Consider the following 16335-nt stretch of genomic DNA (forward strand, 5'->3'; position numbering starts at 1 on the left):
TGGCCGGGGCTTCATTTTCGTGCAGGCTAAAGCGGACGTGCGCTTCTTATATACCACGCGCGGGCACGTCAGCGGGGTACGAGCGGGCCACCTTGTTGGCGTGTCGGATCGGCGCGTCCGGGGCGAGGGCCTTCGTCCACTCCGCGTATTCCTCTGCGCGAAGGACGGCCTGGCAGTCGGGGTTGACGCATTCGACGTCACCGCCGGGCTGCTTGAACAGGGTGAGCAGGTCGCAGCGGCGGCACGGGACCCCGATGCACGGCTCGGGTCGCGGTTCGGCCTGCCCGGCGGCGGCACGCAGTGCGCCGCGCAGGTCCCGCAGTTCGGTGGCCATGTCAACGATGGCGGGATGCCGGTCGCAGATGTCTTCGATGCGGGTTCGCAGCCACAGCACCAGGTCGTCGACGCCCGGCTTCGGCAGGTGCTGGCCCACGTAGAGCGTGTCGCGGATGTCGCGCACCCATTCGGCAAGGATGACGGCGGCGGGCAGCCGGCCGATCTGGTCGTCGGGGTCGCCGCGGAACGGTTCGGCTTGGTTGCGGGGCCGCAGCCGCGTTTTCAGGTCGTGGGCGGCGGCGTTGATGGGGATTGGCCGCTCTTTGGATCCTGCGACGGAGGGCTGCCGGCTGCGGGAGTTGATGGGGGCGACACCACCCAGCGGGGCGGTCGGGTCGGCCCAGGCGGTGCCGAGGTTGACTGGGCGGCGCTGGCCGTTCTTGCCGTATTCGATGCCGGTGCGCTGGTAGGTGCGCTGGTCAACGATGGCCGGTTCGGGGTTGACGAGGTCGGCGTGCAGGTTGGCGACGTCGATCAGGATCCGGTCGAGCAGGGTGCGGTCGCCGTCGCAGACCGGTGGCCGGTGCGGCAGCCGTGGTTCGCTGTCTGGGCGGAACAGGGCGCAGAGCACACAGTCGCGGCTGTTGCCGGTGTGGTTGGTGCCGCAGCCGCCGGGCTGATCGCACGCGGCGTAGAGGTTTCCGTGGCAGGAGCAGTCGCACATCGGGGTGATCCGTTCCGGTCGCAGGTTCGGGTACCGTGCCGGTGGATCACGTGTTGGCTGGTTGGTTCTTCGTCGGGATGCGCGGCACCGGAATTGCCCTCCGGTGCCGTTCCCGTTTCAGGGGCCGAGTCGCCTGGGCGGTCGCTGGCGCTGCTGCGGGCCGCGGTTCAGGTTTACGAAGGCAGCCCGGATTGCCTCAACGTCGCCCGGTGAGATCCGGGTGCGGGCAATCGTGGTGGGCTGCCACCGCATGGCGCAGGCGCCGGTGTGCGGGCCGACGTGGGTGGGTTCGCAGTCGGCCGAGCAGTACGGGGATCCGTCGCGGGGCTCAGCGCCGCACGGGCAGATGCCGCCAGCAATCGAGTTGTCGATCCGGTCGAGAATCCCTGACACGCGTGCTGCCCTCCTCAGAAGCGGAACTCTCCGGCGGTAATGCCAGCGCAGAACGCCGTCCACTCTGCCTCGTTGAACTGGAGCGGTGCCACATCCGGGTTCTTGGAGTCGCGGATCAGGTAGTGCCCGTCGACTTTCGCGACCTCGATGCAGGTGGAGGTGCCGCAGCGGCTGGACTTACGCCAGGCGGGTTCAGTGGTCACGGGCGCAGTGTGCCATGTAGCGGCCTGGCGGCGCTGCCGTCCGATGGGGTGACGGCTTTGGCGCGGCTTTGGGGCCGGTGACAGGACGCGGCTGCCCTCAAAGCGCGAGGGCGCCCGGCCGTGGGTGGACATCACCTTGAGCGGTCCATGGCTTCCGCCGGCTCGGGCGTCCCGCCAACGGTACCGATCGGCAGCCTCCCAGGGCGCCTTAGCGGCTTCAGGAGGCTACTGCTGAGCCCTGGGATGGCATCCGGCTTTCGGGGTTCAGGTCGGCTCATTGCGGGCCACCTCTGCATCGCGGGCGCGGTAGCCGTCGGACCAGCCGAGACGGCGCATCGAGACCATCAGGAAGAGGATGCTGGCGCCGGTGTACAGCAGCTGCGTGAATTCGTCACCGAGGCCGAGGAGGTCCAGGCCGACCCGGATTGCGAGTGCGATGAGGGCGGCAATGAACCATCGGCCAGCAAGCTTCTTGGCGCGTTCGGGGGTCACCGGTGAATCCTCCCTGCGCTCGTTCCGCCCAGCATGGGTTGCACGGTTGGCCCGAGCACCATGTCGTCGCGCCATTTCCCGGCCTGCCGGATTGCTTTCACGCAGTGAGCGGTGCCGCGTGAGGTCGGATCCCACACCACAAAGTCATCCGCCTGCTCGGTCATGAACAGATTGCGGTGGAAGTTGATGTGCAGGCCGTCGACTTTCAGTGCGGCGGTGCCCAGGATCTGCTCGGCCACGTACGTCACCTTCCATGCCTGCCCGACGATCTCCTCGGCCTTCGCCAGCCTGTCCCGCCTCAGAAGCGACGTGCGGCCCCAGTAGTGGCCGAGGTAGGACCGGGAGGGGATCGCGCACCACAGGCGCACACCGAGCCGCAGAGCGGCCCGCGCAAGGCATTCGTCAAAGCCTTCAGCGAGGCCACTTATCACGACGAGCCGGGAGCCGTGCTCCAGGACCCGCTGCGCCACCCGTTCCATGCACAGGTCCATCGCCTCCACCTGCACGTCGCGCGGGGCAACGCGGAGGCTGCGGGAGCCGGTGCCCGCAAGGACGAAGTCGGCGGTCACGCATCCTCCTCGTCGGGGTCGAGCAGCCGCACGGACCCTTCGGCCAGATGCGACACCAGGTGCGCTGACGCGGCAGGCCCGAACTGCACATGCAACCCGTTGAGGATCACCCACAGATACCCGGCCGCGACAACCGCCGTCACGATCGGGTTGAGGTCCATGGCCTGCTCGAACGCGTCATCACGCCGGTCGGCGTCGTTGCTGGGGTCGGCGCAGTCCAGCATCAGCGACATGATCCGCCCGGCCACGTCGGCGTCCACCTCGCCGCCCATGCCGTCGTTCACCGCGACCCCCGCTCGGGTTCGCAGTCGGGTCCACTACCGGTGCACTCCGCGCTGTGCCAGCACCGTTCAGCGCGCCGCCACCGGTCCGGATCGGCAATCAGGTATTCGGCCGCCCACTTCGCAGCGGGGCTGTCGCTGCGGGCCGCAACACCACGCAGGACCGCGACGGCCCGCTGGTAGCCGTCCTCCTGCGAGTGTTGCAGCGCCGACAGTTGGCCCTCCCTCTCAGTGAGCGCTGCTCGTTTGGCTTCGATGGCAAGGAGTTCTGCTGTCGAATCGGCAACGACCTTGTCCCAAGGCAAGAGGGCCTCGCTCATCGCCATCCTCCCCCGTGCAAGACCAACGTCGGCCGTCCGGAGCGAGTGGTGACCACGGCCTCGTCGTCGCCGCAACGGCCGTGCTCGTCCGGTACGCCGGCGCCGAAGCGGATGATCTTGGTCCCCCAGTGGTTGCCGGTGCGGTAGATGCTCACTGAGGCTCCTCGGTCCGAGTGCCGTCCTCGGTGTACCCGCAGGCATAGCACCGCTCGATCTGCCAGCCGCCGGGCTGGACGTATCGGTGCGGGCCGGGGCATTCCTCAAGTAGGGCGTCGGCCAGGTTGCCGCGAGCCTCGACGTACATGGCGCGGGCGGTAGCGATGTTCTCGTGGTCGGCGGTCACGTCAGATCCTCCATCGCATGGTGCGATGGAATCCGGCAATCAGGGCGATGACCGCCCGACACGTCGTAGTGGTGCTCATCGGCGGGCAACGGATCGCGCTGGTCAGCGCCTTTGCGCTCGGCCTCCACGGCTTCGGCCAGCAGGGCAAGCGGACCAAGCCGGAACTCGATGTTGCCGGCGCGCAGCTCGGCATAGACGGCCTCGGCAATTCGCTCGCGCTCGCTGAGCCGAATCCAGTCGCGCTCGTCGGTAGCGGTCGAGGATGCGCGGGTGATGCCGTTGAAGATCAGGGCGTGGACGCGGCTGGCAATGCTCATCGGCTCGGTCATCGCATCCAACCCATCCCGCAATGGGGGCCGCGCAATAAGCTGGGCCATGTCCGCGAAGCAGGGCCAGCAACGACCTGATTGAGTAGTTCGCTGTTCACGGCAACCCACCCAGCGTGCGGCGAATAAATGACCTCCATGCCGTCCGGTGCCGGCGCCATGTCCCCGGCCTGGACGGTCTCGCCGTTCTCGCGCAGCTGCCACTGCCCGCCGGACAGATCGCCGTCGACCACGATGGGCATGGCCCCCATCGTTGCGGCGTGCTTCGGGTCGACCGCTTTCGCATACGTGTCCCGGAGGAACCTATGCACCTGCTCGGAGACGTGGAGTTCGCGGCGGACCGAGTCGGGCAGTCCGGCCAGCAGGTCCGAGACGACGTTGAGGATGCTGCGCTGCTCGGTCACGGCCGCTCCTTCGGCTCGCGGGGCACATCACGGAGCGACTGCACCGCCGCAGGCGCTTTCGGCCCGCGACAGCCACGCGTGCCGCAGTTCGACACCGGGCGCGGCTGCTCGACCGCTCCGCCCTCCGGAGTCCACCCCGAATACGAGGCGGTCGTGCAGTGCGCATAGTTGCTGTGACTCGCCTCCGCGCCAGGGCAGGTGTCGCCGTGCGTGCACTCGCTGGCCCCGATGTGCCGGTACAGCATGCCGGAACAGCGCAGCCGCACCGCCCGGCAATCCGGGTCAGCGGACACCCACTGCTGCTCGTAGTCCTCGGCCTGGCTGCGGCAGGTGCCTTGCTTCGCCTTCCGTGAATGCGACGTGTGGAACACTGCCGGGCCAGCGCCAGGCATCAGCAGGTTGTCGCCGTCGAAGACGATGGAATGGTGGCGGCCCGTCACCGGCTCCCCGCACGCCCAGCAGCAGCCCGGCATGATGCCCGCCAGGCGGTTGAACTCCCTCATCGCGGCGCGGGCCTCAGTGGTCTGCTCGTCGCACGGGCACGGCCAGATCAGCTTGCAGTCACAGCACACCGGGTACTGCTCGCGCAGCGGCCACCAGCGGTCGTTCGTCGCCCACGGGTAAAGGCCGTAGCCGCGCCCCTTCGCGGCAGGGTCGTTCGCCGGCCGCAGCCGCACGGCTCGTTCGCGGCCTTCCCACGTGCACGGGTCGGGGCTGCCTGCCTGCTCCCAGGCGCGCATGGTCTGCTCGTGCCAGTTCGCCTGCTCGCGTTCCTCGACGGCGACGACACGGTAGGCCTTGCGGTCCACCCAGGCAATCAGTTCGCCGACGTGCGGGATCTTGCGGTAGCGGACCCGCTCAACCTGCATCCCTCTGCGGACCTCGGTGTAGACCTCTCGAATCGCCTCCCGGTCGTAGGTGCCGGGCTCCCAGCGGCGGGTCATGCTGCCCCCTTTGGCTTGCAGTCCTCGCCGTCCTCGCAGCGCAGCACCCCGCCGACCACCGTCCAGGCGGCTTCGGCCGCCTCGCTCAGGGCAAGGTCCGGGCCGTCGAAGTGCGCACTGCCGCCTTCCTCGCTGTCCAGCACGAGCCCGCACGCAGCGACCGCAGTCCAGCAGCCGTGGGGGAACGCCGCCGGAACAAACGGAGCATCGTCGTGTTCGGTCAGGCCTTCAGCGACCGACGCCGCGTCAACCTGGGTGTCGTAGTGCGGCATCGTGTCGCCGGGCACGTACGGTGCGTCGGCCGCGTCAACCAGGTGCCAGCACGGTTGAGGGCTCTGGACGATGCCGGCGGGCAGGTCCAGGACGGTGTTCACGGTCCAGACGGGTTCGGGCATCCCCGGCAGCGGGATGTTCTCAATGGTCATGGCACTCTTTCCGGAGGGCTGGGGCAGGATGTGGGTGGGACCGGAGTGTTAGTGGCATTCCGGTCCCGTCCAGCGTTAGATCGCCATGTCGACGAAGCGCGACAGGTGCAGCTGCGCCGCCACGGTGATCGTGTCCGTCGGGCCGTTACGGTGCTTGGCCACGATGAAATCGGCCTCGCCGGCGCGCGGCGACTCCTTGTCGTAGTGGTCATCCCGGTGCAAAAGGATCACAACGTCGCTATCCTGCTCGATCGAACCAGACTCGCGTAAATCAGACAGCTGCGGGCGCTTGTCCTGGCGCTGCTCAGGCCCCCGATTCAGCTGCGACACCACGATGATCGGGCACTCGATTTCCTTGCCCAGCAGCTTCAAGCCACGGCTGAGTTCGGAGACCTCCTGCTGCCGGGACTCGGAGCGCTTCGGCGACGACATCAGCTGCAGGTAATCCACGACGAGCAGCCGCAGGCCGTGCTTCTTCTTCAAGCTCCGCGCCTTCGACCGGATCTCCGACAGGCCCATGCTCGGTGTGTCGTCCACGAAGATCGGCGCATCAGAGATCTCTGCCATGCGCTTCGCCATCCGCGCCCAGTCGTCATCCGACAGTTGCCCCGACCGGAGCACGTGCAGCGGCACCCTGGACTCGGCCGACAACAGCCGGGTCACCATCTCCACCTTCGACATCTCCAGTGTGAAGAACGCCGACGGCATGCCCGCCTGGATCGCCGCATGCCGGGCGATGTCCAAACCGACCGTGGACTTCCCGAGCCCCGGCCGCCCCGCGACGATGATGACCTGACCTGCCTGCAACCCGTTCAGCAGCCGGTCCAGATCCTTGAACCCGGTCGGCACCCCGAGCATGCTGTCGTCCTTCGACCCCGCCGATTCGATGTCGTCCATCACCGGCGTGAACACCTCACCGGCCCGAACCGTCTCCCCGGCACCGCGCTCCACCGTGATGTCGTAGACGGCCTGCTGCGCCAAGTCCACGATGTCGCCGAGCTCAACACCAGCAGCATTCGCGGACCCGTAGCCGAGCTGCGCGATCCGGATCGCCGCCTCCACCAGCCGCCGGGACACGGCCCGCTGCTGCACGATCCGCGCGTAATACCCGGCGTTCGCCGCGGTCGGCACCTGCTCGATCAGCGTGTGCAGGTAGGGCACACCGCCGATTCGCTGCAAATCACCGGAGTCATACAAGGCGGCGGCAACAGTGTTGGCGTCGGCCGGCTCGCCCCGCCCGTGAAGGGCAACGATCGTCTCGAACACCGTCTGGTGGACGGGCCGGTAGAAGTCGCCGACAGCCACGATCTCGATCACGTCGTCGATGGCCTGGGAGGCGAGCATCATCCCGCCGAGGGTGGCCTGCTCCGCCTCCATGTCGTGCGGCGGTGTCCGGTCGCTCATCGGCTGGCCTCCTGCTCGTCGGTCTCCCAATCCGGACCTGCGGTGATTGCCCGCAGTTGTTCCATCGCCGACACCGGCGGCGGGGACTGTGTCTCCAGATGCGCTCCGATCGCCGCCAGGACGTCACGGACCTGCGCGGCCCCGGCCTCCATGCGCACCTGCCGGTTCATGTCCTGCTCGAACTTCGACGGCAGCGCCAACGCCTCCGACGGCTCGTTGCGGCGCCGCTCCGCGCGGATCGCCTTAACCCCGGCGCGGACGTGGGCGGGCATCATCCGGTCTGTCGACTCCCGGTAGTGGCGCACCACCGCGGCCTTCGCGTCGTCCAGGTCGATGTCGTCGAGGGCCAGATGCCAGGCCTCCACGTCGGCGTCACCAACCCGCCGGTAGTCGAAGGTGCCGGCCAGGGTCAGCAGCAGCACCACCTCAGCTCTGTCCACGTTGCGCCTCCTCAAGGTCGCGGTACTTCCGGTAAAGGTCTTGGTTCTCGGCCACCCGCTGATCAGCGGGGGAGCGGGATTGCCGAGGTGGCGCGGCCTGCTCGGTATAGCTGACGCTTGAACCGCGGTGCGGAGAGTTGTAGGGCATGACCGCGCCGTCGGGTGTCCAGGCTCGGGTGATGCCACGTTCTTCGAGCCGGCTCTGTGCGTTGCGCATCCACGTCCGCCAAGCAGCCACCCAGTCCTTCTTGGTGTCGTCTTTGGCGCGGGCCTGCCAGTAGTCGATGAAGTTCTCGGTCTCCGACGGCAACGCCACGGACTTGGCCTTCTCGGCCGCCCACTTCCTCATGGCGTCGTCAACGGCGAAGTCGTCGGGGATGCGAGTCGCTACCTTCGCCGGGCGCTTGGCGGGCTTCCCCGACGGCTTCTCAGGCTTCGATTCGTTGGCATCGCCGAACAGATCGACCGGAGGGAGATCTGTAGGTTCTCCGGGAGTGGGAGCGGGAGTGGGATCCCAGGGCGCGGGCGCGCGCGAGCCATCGTTTGCCACCGTCTTGCTAGCGGCCTCATGGCAAGCCGATGGCAAATTGCCATCCTCGGCGTCCGATTCACCCTCATCCGTGGCCTTTTGGTGGCCCGCCCAGCGCGCGGCAGCACCACGACGCCCAGCCTCCGCGCGAGCCTCACGGGTTTCCTCGGTGGGCAGATAGTCGCCGAAATCGTGGAACAGCCAACCGCCGCTCTCGTGCTCATCCCACAGCCGGTGCTTCACCAGGAACTGCGCCGCTTCCTTGCCGGCCGGGCCGAGGAAGCGGCGCGGGAGCCCTGGCGGAACCAGGCCGGGTGTCTTGCCGCGCTTGCGTGTGTTGCGGTGCGCCCACGACCAGCACAGTGTCCATAGGCCGATTGCGACGCCCGCCATCGTGAGGTCGTCCTCATCGAGGAGCGCAACGACCTTGGGGTGGTCGTCGAACCCGTCGTCCATGCGTCCCCACGCCATCAGAGCGGCACCTCCCATGGGTCCTGATCCTTTTCCTGAGGGATCAGGACGACTTCTTTGACCTGGAAGGCTGCGCTGGGGTCATCCACAAGTAGCTCAAAGCCGCCGTTCTGCGCCTGCATAGTGTGCGTCTCGCACCACCGAGCATGTCCGCTGCAGGGCACCCCCGGATCGCATTCTCCACACACCTCGAAGGTGGTGATGTGGCTGACGCGGTTTGGGCATCGCGCGCCTGAGCGGTCCGGGCCTGCGCACATGCCGTCCATGATCCACGCCTGCTTCTTATATGCGCTCGCATAATCTGCGGCACGAATTTCAACGTCTACAACGGCGATTGACCCCATTGTCTTGGCGCACTCGCGCCATCCCGCCTGCTCGGCATCAGGCAGTCTTGAGAGGTATTCCGCTGACATTGACGCAGAGAACGCGCGAAGGAAACCAACCTGTTTCTGAAAGTGGTTCACCGGACCCGAGCGCTTCTCTCGCTCTCTCCTGATCTCCCTGATGAATGGACGCCATTTCTTGCCTCCGTCAATCTGCACGGAAAGGTTGATGAGGTCATCCATGGCATTCTGTGCATCGATCCGGTCGTTCCTGAGGCGGAGCATGATCGAGAACGCAGCCTCGATCCGCTGCGCTTCCACCGTCCGTGCGTTGCCTTCCCAGTCGGCGGCGGAACTTGCTAGGGCTGCATCGCGCTCCGCGTCCTCCGCCTCCGCAAGGAGGTAGTCAACGAAGTCCTTCCGAGACCAAGAGTCGTCTTCTTCGTCATTCGACTCGACCCACTCGTTGTGCTGGTCGTTCTCCAGTGGCTTCTCTGCCTTGATGGCCTCACGTTCGGCATCGAGGGCGGCGCGCCGGCCGTCGTAGTACTCGATGCGGGTTGCTGCGCGGTCGACCTGCGGCCACCACGGCTTGTCTTTGGCGTGGTCCTTCATGCGGACACCGAGGTCCACGGTGATACCGATGTACAGCAGGACGCCGGTGCGGTCGTAGAACCGGTAGAGGATGTGCGGCCGGGTGTCGAGTTCGGCGCGGCCGAGGGTGATGCGTGGCATCAGGCGTTCACCGCCGCGCTGTGGATGGTGGTGTTGCTCTGCGTGTCGTACAGTGGAGCCTTAAGCTTCATCACGGCACGGTCCTTTCCGGTCGTCTCGGAATGGGATCTTGCAAGCGCGGTCAGGGTGTCAGATACCTTGGCCGCGCGTCTTTCTATCTTAGTCCAAGCGTTCGATTCCACGGCCTTTGCGCGCCTATCTTTCGGGTGTCGATCTACGCTATTTCTTATGCGCTGTAGCGGACTAAAAACAATCCGTCACAATGGCAATTTTCCGGCGGTAATACCGTTGCGTTTGCCCATCGGATTCACGCCCCTTTCCTTCGTGCGGGCTTACTCGTGAGATGCCATTCGGAGCAGAACTCGCAGTTGTACGCCCGGCGCGGAACCTTCCGGCCCGGTGCCATCAGCTCGTCGACGGCGCGAATGTCCGCAAGCGCCAGTTCGGCGGCTTCCTGGTCGGGCCAGGCCGTTTTCCCGGTGCGGCACAGGCCGGTCACCGCCGCCCTCCCCGCGCACCCTGGTTCGGCCGCCGCACCTGACCGGATTCGTTACCGCCACGCTGCGCCGGAACCCGCACCACACCGTCGTTGCGGGGACGCCGTTCCGTAGCCGGCCGCGGTTCGAGGATCAGGTTGACGTGGATGACCAGCAGTTCAGGCCGGTGCTCCAAGGCCACACCGTGCATGTCGATGTGATAGCCGGACAGGTAGAGCATGTCGTCGGGGGTGCTCGGATACCGGGTGGCGCCGGCGACACGGAACCGCATGAACGGCTTGTAGATCCGGAACATTGCGCCGCACGACGCCCCGATCCGCACGATGTCACCGGAGCGCGGGATCACGACACGCCGTCCTCGGCCGGTGGATCCTTGTCGTCGAGTCCGCCCGCCTGCCACAGGTCCCGGCGGACGGTGAGCAGCACCACGCCCGCCCCGGCGCCAACCCCGAGGCCGCGATCCCGCAGCCAGGCGAACAGTTCCTCGCTGGTGCGGGGGAGTGCCAGGACGGCCGCGTACAGCGGGTCCGGTTGGAACCTGGCCTCCCGGACGAAGCCGAGGAACTCGCGGATCTCTTCTTGGGCGAGAAGACGACCGTCTAGGCGGGCCGGTTCGGGCGCGGTCACGACAGCAGCCCCGCCCGGAACGCATTCCCGACCGCGCCCGCCCGATCCTCAGCGCCGAGTTTGCGGAACAGGTGCTTCACGTGGGTTTTCACCGTGTTCACGCCGATGTACAGCTGCCGGCCGATCTGCGCGTTGGTGTGCCCGGCGGCGATGAGTTGCAGCACCTCGACTTCGCGGCCGGTGAGGGCGATGTGGCAGGGCAGGATGTCGGTGGTGTGGAAGTCGGTCACGACCCGACCCCCGAGGCCTCGCATGCGGTGCACTCGGTGACCGTCGAGAAGCCGTAGGGAGCGCTGCTGACCTTGCCGCCGATCGGCACCCAGCCGTTGCCCATGCACTGGTCGCACAGCCGCCCGGTGTAGGCGAACAGCGGCACCCAGCCGTCACGGCGGCTGCAACGGTCGCAGTTCAGCTCCCAGGTGAAACCGTCGCCGAGCAGGTCGACGGTGGCGAGGTTGCCGCACACGTGCTGCCACAGCGCGCCGGGGCCAGGCCCTGCGAAGACGGGGCGTCCGTAGGTAGTTACGCGCGTCAGGTCGTCATTCACCGGGCCGCCTCCACGACCCGGTCCTGCATGCCCTTGCGGGTTAGCTGCTCGACGAGCACCCGCGTCTGAACCTCTGCAGCCTCGATCTGCTCGTACGTTTCGAGCGGCAGGTACGACTCGGGAGCCTGCACGGCCACCTCGGGCGGCGGTGTCCCGGCGCCGGGCTTCCAGGTGCGGATCCGGCACAGCGCTTCGGCGTAGTCGAGGGGGATGCGGCCGGCTTCCCACATGTCCTGCACGTAGTACTTGCCGCCAGGACCCCACCAGGCGTTCTGCTTATTCGACCAGATCAGGTAGTTGGATTCGCTGGTCATGGCGCACCATCCGAAGGCTTCGAACCAGTAGCCACCAAAGGGTCCCCGGCCACCGCTCCGCAGCCACCACACGGACCGGCTCTCAGGTCGTGGCGGCAGCCGATGCAGTTGCCAACCAGGGCGAAATCCGCTTTCGGGTTGGCGACCTCCAGCAGCACGTCGGCGTGGCACGGCTGACCGGGCGGACACCAGCACGCCAGATCCCGGCCAGTCAGATCGCCCCGTTTCAGCGCCGCCTTGAGAGCAATGTGTGCCGTGATGAGATTGGAGTCCCAGAACAGCGGGTGCAGTTCGGTGGCGGCAAGCCAGGTCCGGAACTTCGCGACCAGTCCGGCGGGGGTGTAAAGGCATTCGATTGTCGGGCCGCAGAAGTCGACACCGGCCCGGAACGGATTGCCGTAGATCGTGGGCCGACCGACGTAGACCGCCGTTTCGGGCATTCGCCATCCGGCTGTACGCCGACGCTGAATACGCTTCGGCATCACGCCACCTCCGCCGCACGGCTGGGGCTGCCGAATTCGTCTGCCGCGTATCGCTCGTCCAGGTCGGCCGGGTTGATGCCAAGCCGGTCCAGCACGGAGACGATGTAGTCCTCCCACTCACCGTTGAGCGCGTCACCTTCGGGCTCGAACTGCCACAGCAGGCGGGGCAGGTGATCCGGGGATGCGTTGAGGCCGAGGACGGCGGCGACGGAGGTGTGACCGATCAGCGCCAGGTAGCCGATCTCCGGCCGGTCGCCGCCGGTGCGCGGCTCGTGGGTGACCACGTAGAAGCCGGCGAACGCAGCCAGGGCCTGCGCGGCGTAGTGGCGCATCCACTCCTCGCGGGTGCCGTGCTCGCCGGGGGTGGGGGCCATGGTGTGGGCGCGGTTCAGATAGTCGATCGGGGTCATCGGGTCTCCTCAGGGATCAGCGGCATCTGGCCGCGAACCTCGGCCGTCTCCAGATCGGCTGCGAGGGCGTCGCATTCGTCGCAGCCCCGATCGGCAGGGCACAGCAGGTCGCCGCGCTCACCGGAGCGGTATTCCATGGTGAAAACGAGGAACTTGCGGAACTCCTCGGCGCTGTCGGGCCAGTGCTGGATGCCCTCGTCGTCTTCGTCGTAGCGGTAGCCGCAGGCCGTCGTGGCGGACGAGCAGAGACCGTCGAGCCGCTTGACGATCGGCGGCAGTTCGTCGGCGTGCGTTATGGCGGTGGCAGCCTTCTCTGCTTCGCCCTGGTTGTCGTAGTGGGGCTCGGAGTCTTCGAATCCGCTGGGGCTGCCATCGGCGAGGGTGACGATCCAGCACGGTTCGGTGCGAGTAGTGATGGCGGTCATGCGGGCACCTCCGTGCTGGTCGGCCCGCCCTGACTCGGCGGCCACGGCAGGCTGTCGACGTACGCCCGCATACGCACCGAGTACGGACAGTCCTGGTCGGTTTTCTCGCCGCCGCAGCCACCGCAGCGAACGTCGTGCGGGCCGTCCCGGTCGGCGCCGACCACGGGAAGACCGAGCGCCTTCGACGTGTCAGCAACCTGGTGGGGCTGGCAGATCTGGACGGTGGGGCCGTCTTCAGGGTTCATCAGGTCTCCTCGCTGGCCTTGCGGACGGACGTGACGGTGTAGGCGTCCACCCACGTCCCGCAGCCGCACCGGCATTCGTGCGGGTCGCCTGTGGTGACAGCAACGCATTCGCCGCCGTGGGAAACGCCGACCACGGGGAACTCGCCGGGCCTGCCGTCGAGGGTGACCAGGTCGCCGGGTTCGATGTTCGGAAGCTGAGTGATGGTCATCGGGTCTCCTCGGCGGTGAGAACGTCGAGCATCTGGCTGGCTGCCGCGAGTTCGGCGGTGAGGTGTTGGATGCGTACGACCAGGGCGGGCACGTGTTCGACGAAATGCCGGACCACGAAGTCGGGCAGGGTGTCGGCGGGGGCGTTGTCGTCGATCCACGCGTACGTGTGCTCTGACCAGTGCTGAACGGCGGTTAGGTTGAGGTCGGTCACCGGGCACCTCCTTGGTTAGCGGAAGCGCTGTGCGGGCAGGTGGCGCCGGGGCAGTCCTCGGGCAGGTGCCCGTCAAACGGCAGCCCGGCCAGTGCGGCGGTCGCGTCGTAGTGACCGCCGGCAAAGATGCGGCTCAGGAGGTCGCTGACCCAGAAGTGGCCGCCGTCGTGGCCTTCCTCAACCGTCCAGCCGGGGTGAATGGTCTTGGTGCACGGCAGGCCGCTGGGGGAGCGCACCGGGTATGGGATTGGGTTCTCCAGGGTGGAGACGCGCTGATCGGTCACCGTGCCGCCGCCTCGGTCCGAGCCGTCGGGTACTCGTCCCACGTGCGCCCGTCCAGTTCGCGGCCCGCAGCTTTCTTGCCCACCCGCTGAATCAGCGCGCCGGGGTAAGCGCGGATCTCCTTGCCGGGGTTCACGCCGGGCACCAGCGGAGCCCACTCGCCCCACTGCTTGAAGAAGTACGGCACCCCGGCAGCGATGCACTCATCGCGCAGTGCCCGCGCCCAGTCGGGATGCACCGGCCGGGCGCGGGGACCTGACTCTCCGCCGACTACGACCCAGTCCAGATCAGCGGGTGCCACGGTGCCGACCCCGCCGTTGAGCCACGGGATCAAGCTGACCGGGCCGAGCAGTGGCTCACACGACAGCCATCGCACCGCCGCAGGCGTGTGCAGGAGTGCCGGAACGCGCAGCTTGGCACGGGCCTGGTCTTCGACGGACACGCCCAGCCAGACATTAGGTAGCGGCCAGGCGGGCAGCGGCCTGTTCTCCGCCCGTCCTGTGAGGCTTTCGCGGAGGAAAACAGACGAGCGCCACTCGGCGTTGTTGAGCAGCGACCGCATCCGCCCGTGCCGCTTGGTGAGCAGCTGGTAGGAGTGCTGCGGGGTGGCGGCCATGACGGCGAACACCTTGGCGATGAACTCGTCGGGCACGTCCTTGTGGAACAGGTCGGACTGGCTGTTCACGAACACCTTCGACGGCTTGCGCCACGACAACGGCTGCGTCAACCGGTCGGGCAGCAGGTTGATGCGCCCAGTCCAGTCGAGGCGACCGTCGCGGCGTTCGGTGAGGCCGGCGAATGCGGCGGCGACCTTCGGATGCGGGTTCCCGGCCCGGATGGTGGCCGTGGTGATCGCATAGCAGCCGTCGCAACCGGGGGAAACGCGCTCGCAGCCGAGCAGGGGATTCCAGGTGCGCCCGGCGCTGCCGTCCTCACCGCGGGTCCATTCGATGCTTGTCTTACTCGACATCAGGCTGCCCTCCGGTTGTCTTCGCGGCTGTGGTGACAGGTGGTGCAGACAGCCTCAACGGCTTCGTGATTTTCGGCGGCATAGCCAAGGTGGTGGTCGTATTCGTGGCGTCGCTCGCCTTCGTCCCAGATGTGGCCGCAATCGGCGCAGGGCAACGTGTTGGGCGCGGGAAGCAACGCGGCCTCAACGAGGTAGTTCACTCGCCGCCGCGCTTGAAGCTGGTCACCGTCGCGAGCTTCGACGTATCGTCGTCCCGTTGCGGGCCGTGGCGTCGGCACGTATGACTTCCTCGCCGCGTTGTTCCGTGAATCGCGGCAGCGGCTCATCAGGCCGTCGCCCCTCGACTTGTCTGCGGCGAATGCGGAGCGCGGCTCCCATGTCCGGCAACCGCCACACCACTTTTCGCCGGCGGCCAAGTTGAAGTCGTACTCGGCCAACGTGATGCCGATCCGAGCCGCTGCCGTTGCGCGCACTCGCAGCGGCGTGCGGTCTGCCCACTCGATGGCGGTGTTGTCGCTCATGAAGCCTCCTCGGCGGCACGCTTGCGGTGGTTGGCGGCGAGGTTGAGCAGCAGCCGGGCGAACTCCTCCAGCTGCTCCGGGGTGGTCTCACGCTTGACGAAGCCGCGAGCCAGGTCGGCGTCACCGAAGTGCGCGCCGATCGTGAGCGGGCCGCCGTGCTCGCCGTCGCACTGGCCGACGTTGAGGGCGAACCCCCACCCGATCGGCCAGTGGATGAACTCGGGTAGCGGCTGCTCGTCCTCGTCGGACTCCTGGACGATGTGGGGCTCGGCGTGGACGGGCTTGAGCGTCCACGGCGGCGGCCAGGTGGTGTCGGTCATTGGCGTTCCTCTCGGGCTATGCCGGAATGGGGTGAAGGTTGTGAGGCCCGGAGTTTCGGACCAAGAAGTTCCAGGTCACGACGGATTCGAGGTGCCACGCCTGGTTGTGTTCGGCGACCCAGCCATGGGGCGTGCGTCGCCACGGGCGGTGAGCGAAATCCAGAACTTTTGCGCCGAAAGGTGGTTCGGCTGGCGCAAGATTCGTGATGCCGTGACGGGCAAGGATGAGGAGGTAGAAGGCTTTGGCCGCATACGGCGCTAACCGGGGTCCGACGCCTTCCCGGTCGATCGTGCTGTTGCAGCGTTGACATAGCAGGCCACGAACGGCCCACATGCCGAGCTCGTGGTCGTGGTCGATTTGTAGACGTCCGGGAATCTGTCGACGTCCGTTGTCCTCGGCGTGGGCGGGCTTTTTGCATGCCTCGCAGCGAGCGCCGGACCGTTGGATCAGCTCTTCGTAACCTGCGCATGTCAGCCGGTACCGCCGATGCGTGCAGTCGATGTGGGCGGGCAGCGTGCGCGCGCCGTCATTGCCTACGACCCACCATGCAACCCGTCCGTTGTTGAGACGAGGCGGTGCAGTGATCTGCATGTTCGCTCCCATGCGTTGACTGAGCGGTCCCACCCACCGTACCGTATTCCTTAAGGAAGTACCAAGGGCAAGCTTAAGGA

Annotated in this window: 33 protein-coding genes; all 33 read right to left on the minus strand. The window is 67.2% G+C overall.

The genetic code is table 11. The features are described from left to right. Positions 1 to 46: 46 nt before the first annotated feature. A complete protein-coding gene (locus tag AB0F72_RS09155) occupies positions 47 to 1000 on the minus strand; it encodes a hypothetical protein (RefSeq protein WP_360427725.1) in 954 nt (317 codons plus the stop codon). 407 nt (positions 1001 to 1407) lie between these two features. Continuing rightward, positions 1408 to 1596: a DUF397 domain-containing protein gene (locus tag AB0F72_RS09160; RefSeq protein WP_360427728.1), complete on the minus strand. Its 189-nt coding sequence runs from the start codon at positions 1594 to 1596 to the stop codon at positions 1408 to 1410. Positions 1597 to 1860: 264 nt separating this feature from the next. Beyond that, entirely contained in the window at positions 1861 to 2088 is a 228-nt protein-coding gene (locus AB0F72_RS09165) for a hypothetical protein (RefSeq protein WP_360427731.1), read from the minus strand. After that, on the minus strand, positions 2085 to 2657 hold the full coding sequence (locus AB0F72_RS09170; protein WP_360427734.1) for a hypothetical protein: 573 nt from the start codon (positions 2655 to 2657) through the stop codon (positions 2085 to 2087). The genes AB0F72_RS09165 and AB0F72_RS09170 overlap by 4 nt, the downstream gene beginning before the upstream one ends. Then, a complete protein-coding gene (locus tag AB0F72_RS09175) occupies positions 2654 to 2941 on the minus strand; it encodes a hypothetical protein (protein WP_360427737.1) in 288 nt (95 codons plus the stop codon). The genes AB0F72_RS09170 and AB0F72_RS09175 overlap by 4 nt, the downstream gene beginning before the upstream one ends. Beyond that, complete coding sequence (locus tag AB0F72_RS09180) at positions 2938 to 3258, minus strand: hypothetical protein (protein ID WP_360427740.1); 321 nt, start codon at positions 3256 to 3258, stop codon at positions 2938 to 2940. The genes AB0F72_RS09175 and AB0F72_RS09180 overlap by 4 nt, the downstream gene beginning before the upstream one ends. Next, positions 3255 to 3413 (minus strand): hypothetical protein, encoded by a 159-nt coding sequence (locus AB0F72_RS09185; RefSeq protein ID WP_360427743.1) that lies wholly within the window; start codon positions 3411 to 3413, stop codon positions 3255 to 3257. The genes AB0F72_RS09180 and AB0F72_RS09185 overlap by 4 nt, the downstream gene beginning before the upstream one ends. After that, a complete protein-coding gene (locus tag AB0F72_RS09190) occupies positions 3410 to 3601 on the minus strand; it encodes a hypothetical protein (RefSeq protein WP_360427746.1) in 192 nt (63 codons plus the stop codon). The genes AB0F72_RS09185 and AB0F72_RS09190 overlap by 4 nt, the downstream gene beginning before the upstream one ends. Then, positions 3598 to 3930: a hypothetical protein gene (locus AB0F72_RS09195; RefSeq protein WP_360427749.1), complete on the minus strand. Its 333-nt coding sequence runs from the start codon at positions 3928 to 3930 to the stop codon at positions 3598 to 3600. Before AB0F72_RS09195 ends, AB0F72_RS09190 begins: the two co-directional genes overlap by 4 nt. Next, the gene (locus tag AB0F72_RS09200) at positions 3927 to 4331 is read right to left on the minus strand and encodes a hypothetical protein (RefSeq protein ID WP_360427752.1); all 405 of its coding nucleotides are present in this window, start codon (positions 4329 to 4331) and stop codon (positions 3927 to 3929) included. The genes AB0F72_RS09195 and AB0F72_RS09200 overlap by 4 nt, the downstream gene beginning before the upstream one ends. Then, positions 4328 to 5275 (minus strand): hypothetical protein, encoded by a 948-nt coding sequence (locus tag AB0F72_RS09205; protein ID WP_360427755.1) that lies wholly within the window; start codon positions 5273 to 5275, stop codon positions 4328 to 4330. The genes AB0F72_RS09200 and AB0F72_RS09205 overlap by 4 nt, the downstream gene beginning before the upstream one ends. Continuing rightward, positions 5272 to 5700: a hypothetical protein gene (locus AB0F72_RS09210; RefSeq protein ID WP_360427758.1), complete on the minus strand. Its 429-nt coding sequence runs from the start codon at positions 5698 to 5700 to the stop codon at positions 5272 to 5274. Before AB0F72_RS09210 ends, AB0F72_RS09205 begins: the two co-directional genes overlap by 4 nt. A 75-nt stretch (positions 5701 to 5775) precedes the next feature. After that, the gene (gene dnaB, locus AB0F72_RS09215; protein WP_360427761.1) at positions 5776 to 7104 is read right to left on the minus strand and encodes a replicative DNA helicase; all 1329 of its coding nucleotides are present in this window, start codon (positions 7102 to 7104) and stop codon (positions 5776 to 5778) included. Then, entirely contained in the window at positions 7101 to 7544 is a 444-nt protein-coding gene (locus tag AB0F72_RS09220) for a hypothetical protein (RefSeq protein ID WP_360427764.1), read from the minus strand. The genes dnaB and AB0F72_RS09220 overlap by 4 nt, the downstream gene beginning before the upstream one ends. Continuing rightward, positions 7531 to 8529 carry a hypothetical protein gene (locus AB0F72_RS09225; RefSeq protein ID WP_360427767.1) on the minus strand — a complete coding sequence of 333 codons (999 nt, stop codon included), beginning with the start codon at positions 8527 to 8529 and terminating at the stop codon, positions 7531 to 7533. The genes AB0F72_RS09220 and AB0F72_RS09225 overlap by 14 nt, the downstream gene beginning before the upstream one ends. A gap of 14 nt (positions 8530 to 8543) precedes the next feature. Continuing rightward, positions 8544 to 9602 (minus strand): GIY-YIG nuclease family protein, encoded by a 1059-nt coding sequence (locus tag AB0F72_RS09230; RefSeq protein ID WP_360427770.1) that lies wholly within the window; start codon positions 9600 to 9602, stop codon positions 8544 to 8546. A gap of 307 nt (positions 9603 to 9909) precedes the next feature. Next, positions 9910 to 10101, minus strand: a complete 192-nt coding sequence (locus AB0F72_RS09235; protein ID WP_360427773.1) for a hypothetical protein — start codon at positions 10099 to 10101, stop codon at positions 9910 to 9912. Further along, on the minus strand, positions 10098 to 10445 hold the full coding sequence (locus AB0F72_RS09240; RefSeq protein ID WP_360427776.1) for a hypothetical protein: 348 nt from the start codon (positions 10443 to 10445) through the stop codon (positions 10098 to 10100). The genes AB0F72_RS09235 and AB0F72_RS09240 overlap by 4 nt, the downstream gene beginning before the upstream one ends. Continuing rightward, positions 10442 to 10726, minus strand: coding sequence for a hypothetical protein (locus tag AB0F72_RS09245; RefSeq protein WP_360427779.1), 285 nt, complete (start codon positions 10724 to 10726; stop codon positions 10442 to 10444). Before AB0F72_RS09245 ends, AB0F72_RS09240 begins: the two co-directional genes overlap by 4 nt. Next, entirely contained in the window at positions 10723 to 10956 is a 234-nt protein-coding gene (locus tag AB0F72_RS09250) for a helix-turn-helix transcriptional regulator (protein ID WP_360427782.1), read from the minus strand. The genes AB0F72_RS09245 and AB0F72_RS09250 overlap by 4 nt, the downstream gene beginning before the upstream one ends. Continuing rightward, complete coding sequence (locus tag AB0F72_RS09255) at positions 10953 to 11273, minus strand: hypothetical protein (RefSeq protein ID WP_360427785.1); 321 nt, start codon at positions 11271 to 11273, stop codon at positions 10953 to 10955. Before AB0F72_RS09255 ends, AB0F72_RS09250 begins: the two co-directional genes overlap by 4 nt. Continuing rightward, on the minus strand, positions 11270 to 11587 hold the full coding sequence (locus tag AB0F72_RS09260; protein WP_360427788.1) for a hypothetical protein: 318 nt from the start codon (positions 11585 to 11587) through the stop codon (positions 11270 to 11272). Before AB0F72_RS09260 ends, AB0F72_RS09255 begins: the two co-directional genes overlap by 4 nt. Then, positions 11584 to 12069: a DUF4326 domain-containing protein gene (locus tag AB0F72_RS09265; RefSeq protein ID WP_360427791.1), complete on the minus strand. Its 486-nt coding sequence runs from the start codon at positions 12067 to 12069 to the stop codon at positions 11584 to 11586. Before AB0F72_RS09265 ends, AB0F72_RS09260 begins: the two co-directional genes overlap by 4 nt. Beyond that, positions 12069 to 12479 (minus strand): hypothetical protein, encoded by a 411-nt coding sequence (locus tag AB0F72_RS09270; protein ID WP_360427794.1) that lies wholly within the window; start codon positions 12477 to 12479, stop codon positions 12069 to 12071. Before AB0F72_RS09270 ends, AB0F72_RS09265 begins: the two co-directional genes overlap by 1 nt. Further along, complete coding sequence (locus tag AB0F72_RS09275; protein WP_360427797.1) at positions 12476 to 12904, minus strand: hypothetical protein; 429 nt, start codon at positions 12902 to 12904, stop codon at positions 12476 to 12478. Before AB0F72_RS09275 ends, AB0F72_RS09270 begins: the two co-directional genes overlap by 4 nt. After that, positions 12901 to 13149, minus strand: coding sequence for a hypothetical protein (locus AB0F72_RS09280; RefSeq protein ID WP_360427800.1), 249 nt, complete (start codon positions 13147 to 13149; stop codon positions 12901 to 12903). Before AB0F72_RS09280 ends, AB0F72_RS09275 begins: the two co-directional genes overlap by 4 nt. Continuing rightward, a complete protein-coding gene (locus AB0F72_RS09285) occupies positions 13149 to 13358 on the minus strand; it encodes a hypothetical protein (protein WP_360427803.1) in 210 nt (69 codons plus the stop codon). Before AB0F72_RS09285 ends, AB0F72_RS09280 begins: the two co-directional genes overlap by 1 nt. Beyond that, positions 13355 to 13570 carry a hypothetical protein gene (locus AB0F72_RS09290; RefSeq protein WP_360427806.1) on the minus strand — a complete coding sequence of 72 codons (216 nt, stop codon included), beginning with the start codon at positions 13568 to 13570 and terminating at the stop codon, positions 13355 to 13357. The genes AB0F72_RS09285 and AB0F72_RS09290 overlap by 4 nt, the downstream gene beginning before the upstream one ends. Next, a complete protein-coding gene (locus AB0F72_RS09295; RefSeq protein ID WP_360427810.1) occupies positions 13567 to 13854 on the minus strand; it encodes a hypothetical protein in 288 nt (95 codons plus the stop codon). The genes AB0F72_RS09290 and AB0F72_RS09295 overlap by 4 nt, the downstream gene beginning before the upstream one ends. Beyond that, entirely contained in the window at positions 13851 to 14822 is a 972-nt protein-coding gene (locus tag AB0F72_RS09300) for a phage Gp37/Gp68 family protein (protein ID WP_360427813.1), read from the minus strand. Before AB0F72_RS09300 ends, AB0F72_RS09295 begins: the two co-directional genes overlap by 4 nt. Beyond that, positions 14822 to 15343, minus strand: coding sequence for a hypothetical protein (locus AB0F72_RS09305; protein ID WP_360427816.1), 522 nt, complete (start codon positions 15341 to 15343; stop codon positions 14822 to 14824). The genes AB0F72_RS09300 and AB0F72_RS09305 overlap by 1 nt, the downstream gene beginning before the upstream one ends. Continuing rightward, on the minus strand, positions 15340 to 15663 hold the full coding sequence (locus tag AB0F72_RS09310) for a hypothetical protein (RefSeq protein WP_360427819.1): 324 nt from the start codon (positions 15661 to 15663) through the stop codon (positions 15340 to 15342). The genes AB0F72_RS09305 and AB0F72_RS09310 overlap by 4 nt, the downstream gene beginning before the upstream one ends. 16 nt (positions 15664 to 15679) lie before the next feature. Further along, entirely contained in the window at positions 15680 to 16255 is a 576-nt protein-coding gene (locus AB0F72_RS09315; protein WP_360427822.1) for an endonuclease domain-containing protein, read from the minus strand. Between the last annotated feature and the right edge of the window lie 80 nt (positions 16256 to 16335).

The organism is Actinoplanes sp. NPDC023936 (assembly GCF_040639325.1).
Classification (GTDB): domain Bacteria; phylum Actinomycetota; class Actinomycetes; order Mycobacteriales; family Micromonosporaceae; genus Actinoplanes.

Bases quoted from the DNA above. Each gene is read 5' to 3' on its own strand.
- AB0F72_RS09305 (WP_360427816.1), bottom strand. From the start codon at position 15,343: ATGAGCGACAACACCGCCATCGAGTGGGCAGACCGCACGCCGCTGCGA.
- AB0F72_RS09300 (WP_360427813.1), bottom strand. From the start codon at position 14,822: ATGTCGAGTAAGACAAGCATCGAATGGACCCGCGGTGAGGACGGCAGC.
- AB0F72_RS09285 (WP_360427803.1), bottom strand. From the start codon at position 13,358: ATGACCATCACTCAGCTTCCGAACATCGAACCCGGCGACCTGGTCACC.
- AB0F72_RS09275 (WP_360427797.1), bottom strand. From the start codon at position 12,904: ATGACCGCCATCACTACTCGCACCGAACCGTGCTGGATCGTCACCCTC.
- AB0F72_RS09155 (WP_360427725.1), bottom strand. From the start codon at position 1,000: ATGTGCGACTGCTCCTGCCACGGAAACCTCTACGCCGCGTGCGATCAG.
- AB0F72_RS09210 (WP_360427758.1), bottom strand. From the start codon at position 5,700: ATGACCATTGAGAACATCCCGCTGCCGGGGATGCCCGAACCCGTCTGG.
- AB0F72_RS09230 (WP_360427770.1), bottom strand. From the start codon at position 9,602: ATGCCACGCATCACCCTCGGCCGCGCCGAACTCGACACCCGGCCGCAC.
- AB0F72_RS09260 (WP_360427788.1), bottom strand. From the start codon at position 11,587: ATGACCAGCGAATCCAACTACCTGATCTGGTCGAATAAGCAGAACGCC.
- AB0F72_RS09205 (WP_360427755.1), bottom strand. From the start codon at position 5,275: ATGACCCGCCGCTGGGAGCCCGGCACCTACGACCGGGAGGCGATTCGA.
- AB0F72_RS09180 (WP_360427740.1), bottom strand. From the start codon at position 3,258: ATGAGCGAGGCCCTCTTGCCTTGGGACAAGGTCGTTGCCGATTCGACA.
- dnaB (WP_360427761.1), bottom strand. From the start codon at position 7,104: ATGAGCGACCGGACACCGCCGCACGACATGGAGGCGGAGCAGGCCACC.
- AB0F72_RS09270 (WP_360427794.1), bottom strand. From the start codon at position 12,479: ATGACCCCGATCGACTATCTGAACCGCGCCCACACCATGGCCCCCACC.
- AB0F72_RS09310 (WP_360427819.1), bottom strand. From the start codon at position 15,663: ATGACCGACACCACCTGGCCGCCGCCGTGGACGCTCAAGCCCGTCCAC.
- AB0F72_RS09225 (WP_360427767.1), bottom strand. From the start codon at position 8,529: ATGGACGACGGGTTCGACGACCACCCCAAGGTCGTTGCGCTCCTCGAT.
- AB0F72_RS09280 (WP_360427800.1), bottom strand. From the start codon at position 13,149: ATGAACCCTGAAGACGGCCCCACCGTCCAGATCTGCCAGCCCCACCAG.
- AB0F72_RS09195 (WP_360427749.1), bottom strand. From the start codon at position 3,930: ATGACCGAGCCGATGAGCATTGCCAGCCGCGTCCACGCCCTGATCTTC.
- AB0F72_RS09265 (WP_360427791.1), bottom strand. From the start codon at position 12,069: ATGCCGAAGCGTATTCAGCGTCGGCGTACAGCCGGATGGCGAATGCCC.
- AB0F72_RS09315 (WP_360427822.1), bottom strand. From the start codon at position 16,255: ATGCAGATCACTGCACCGCCTCGTCTCAACAACGGACGGGTTGCATGG.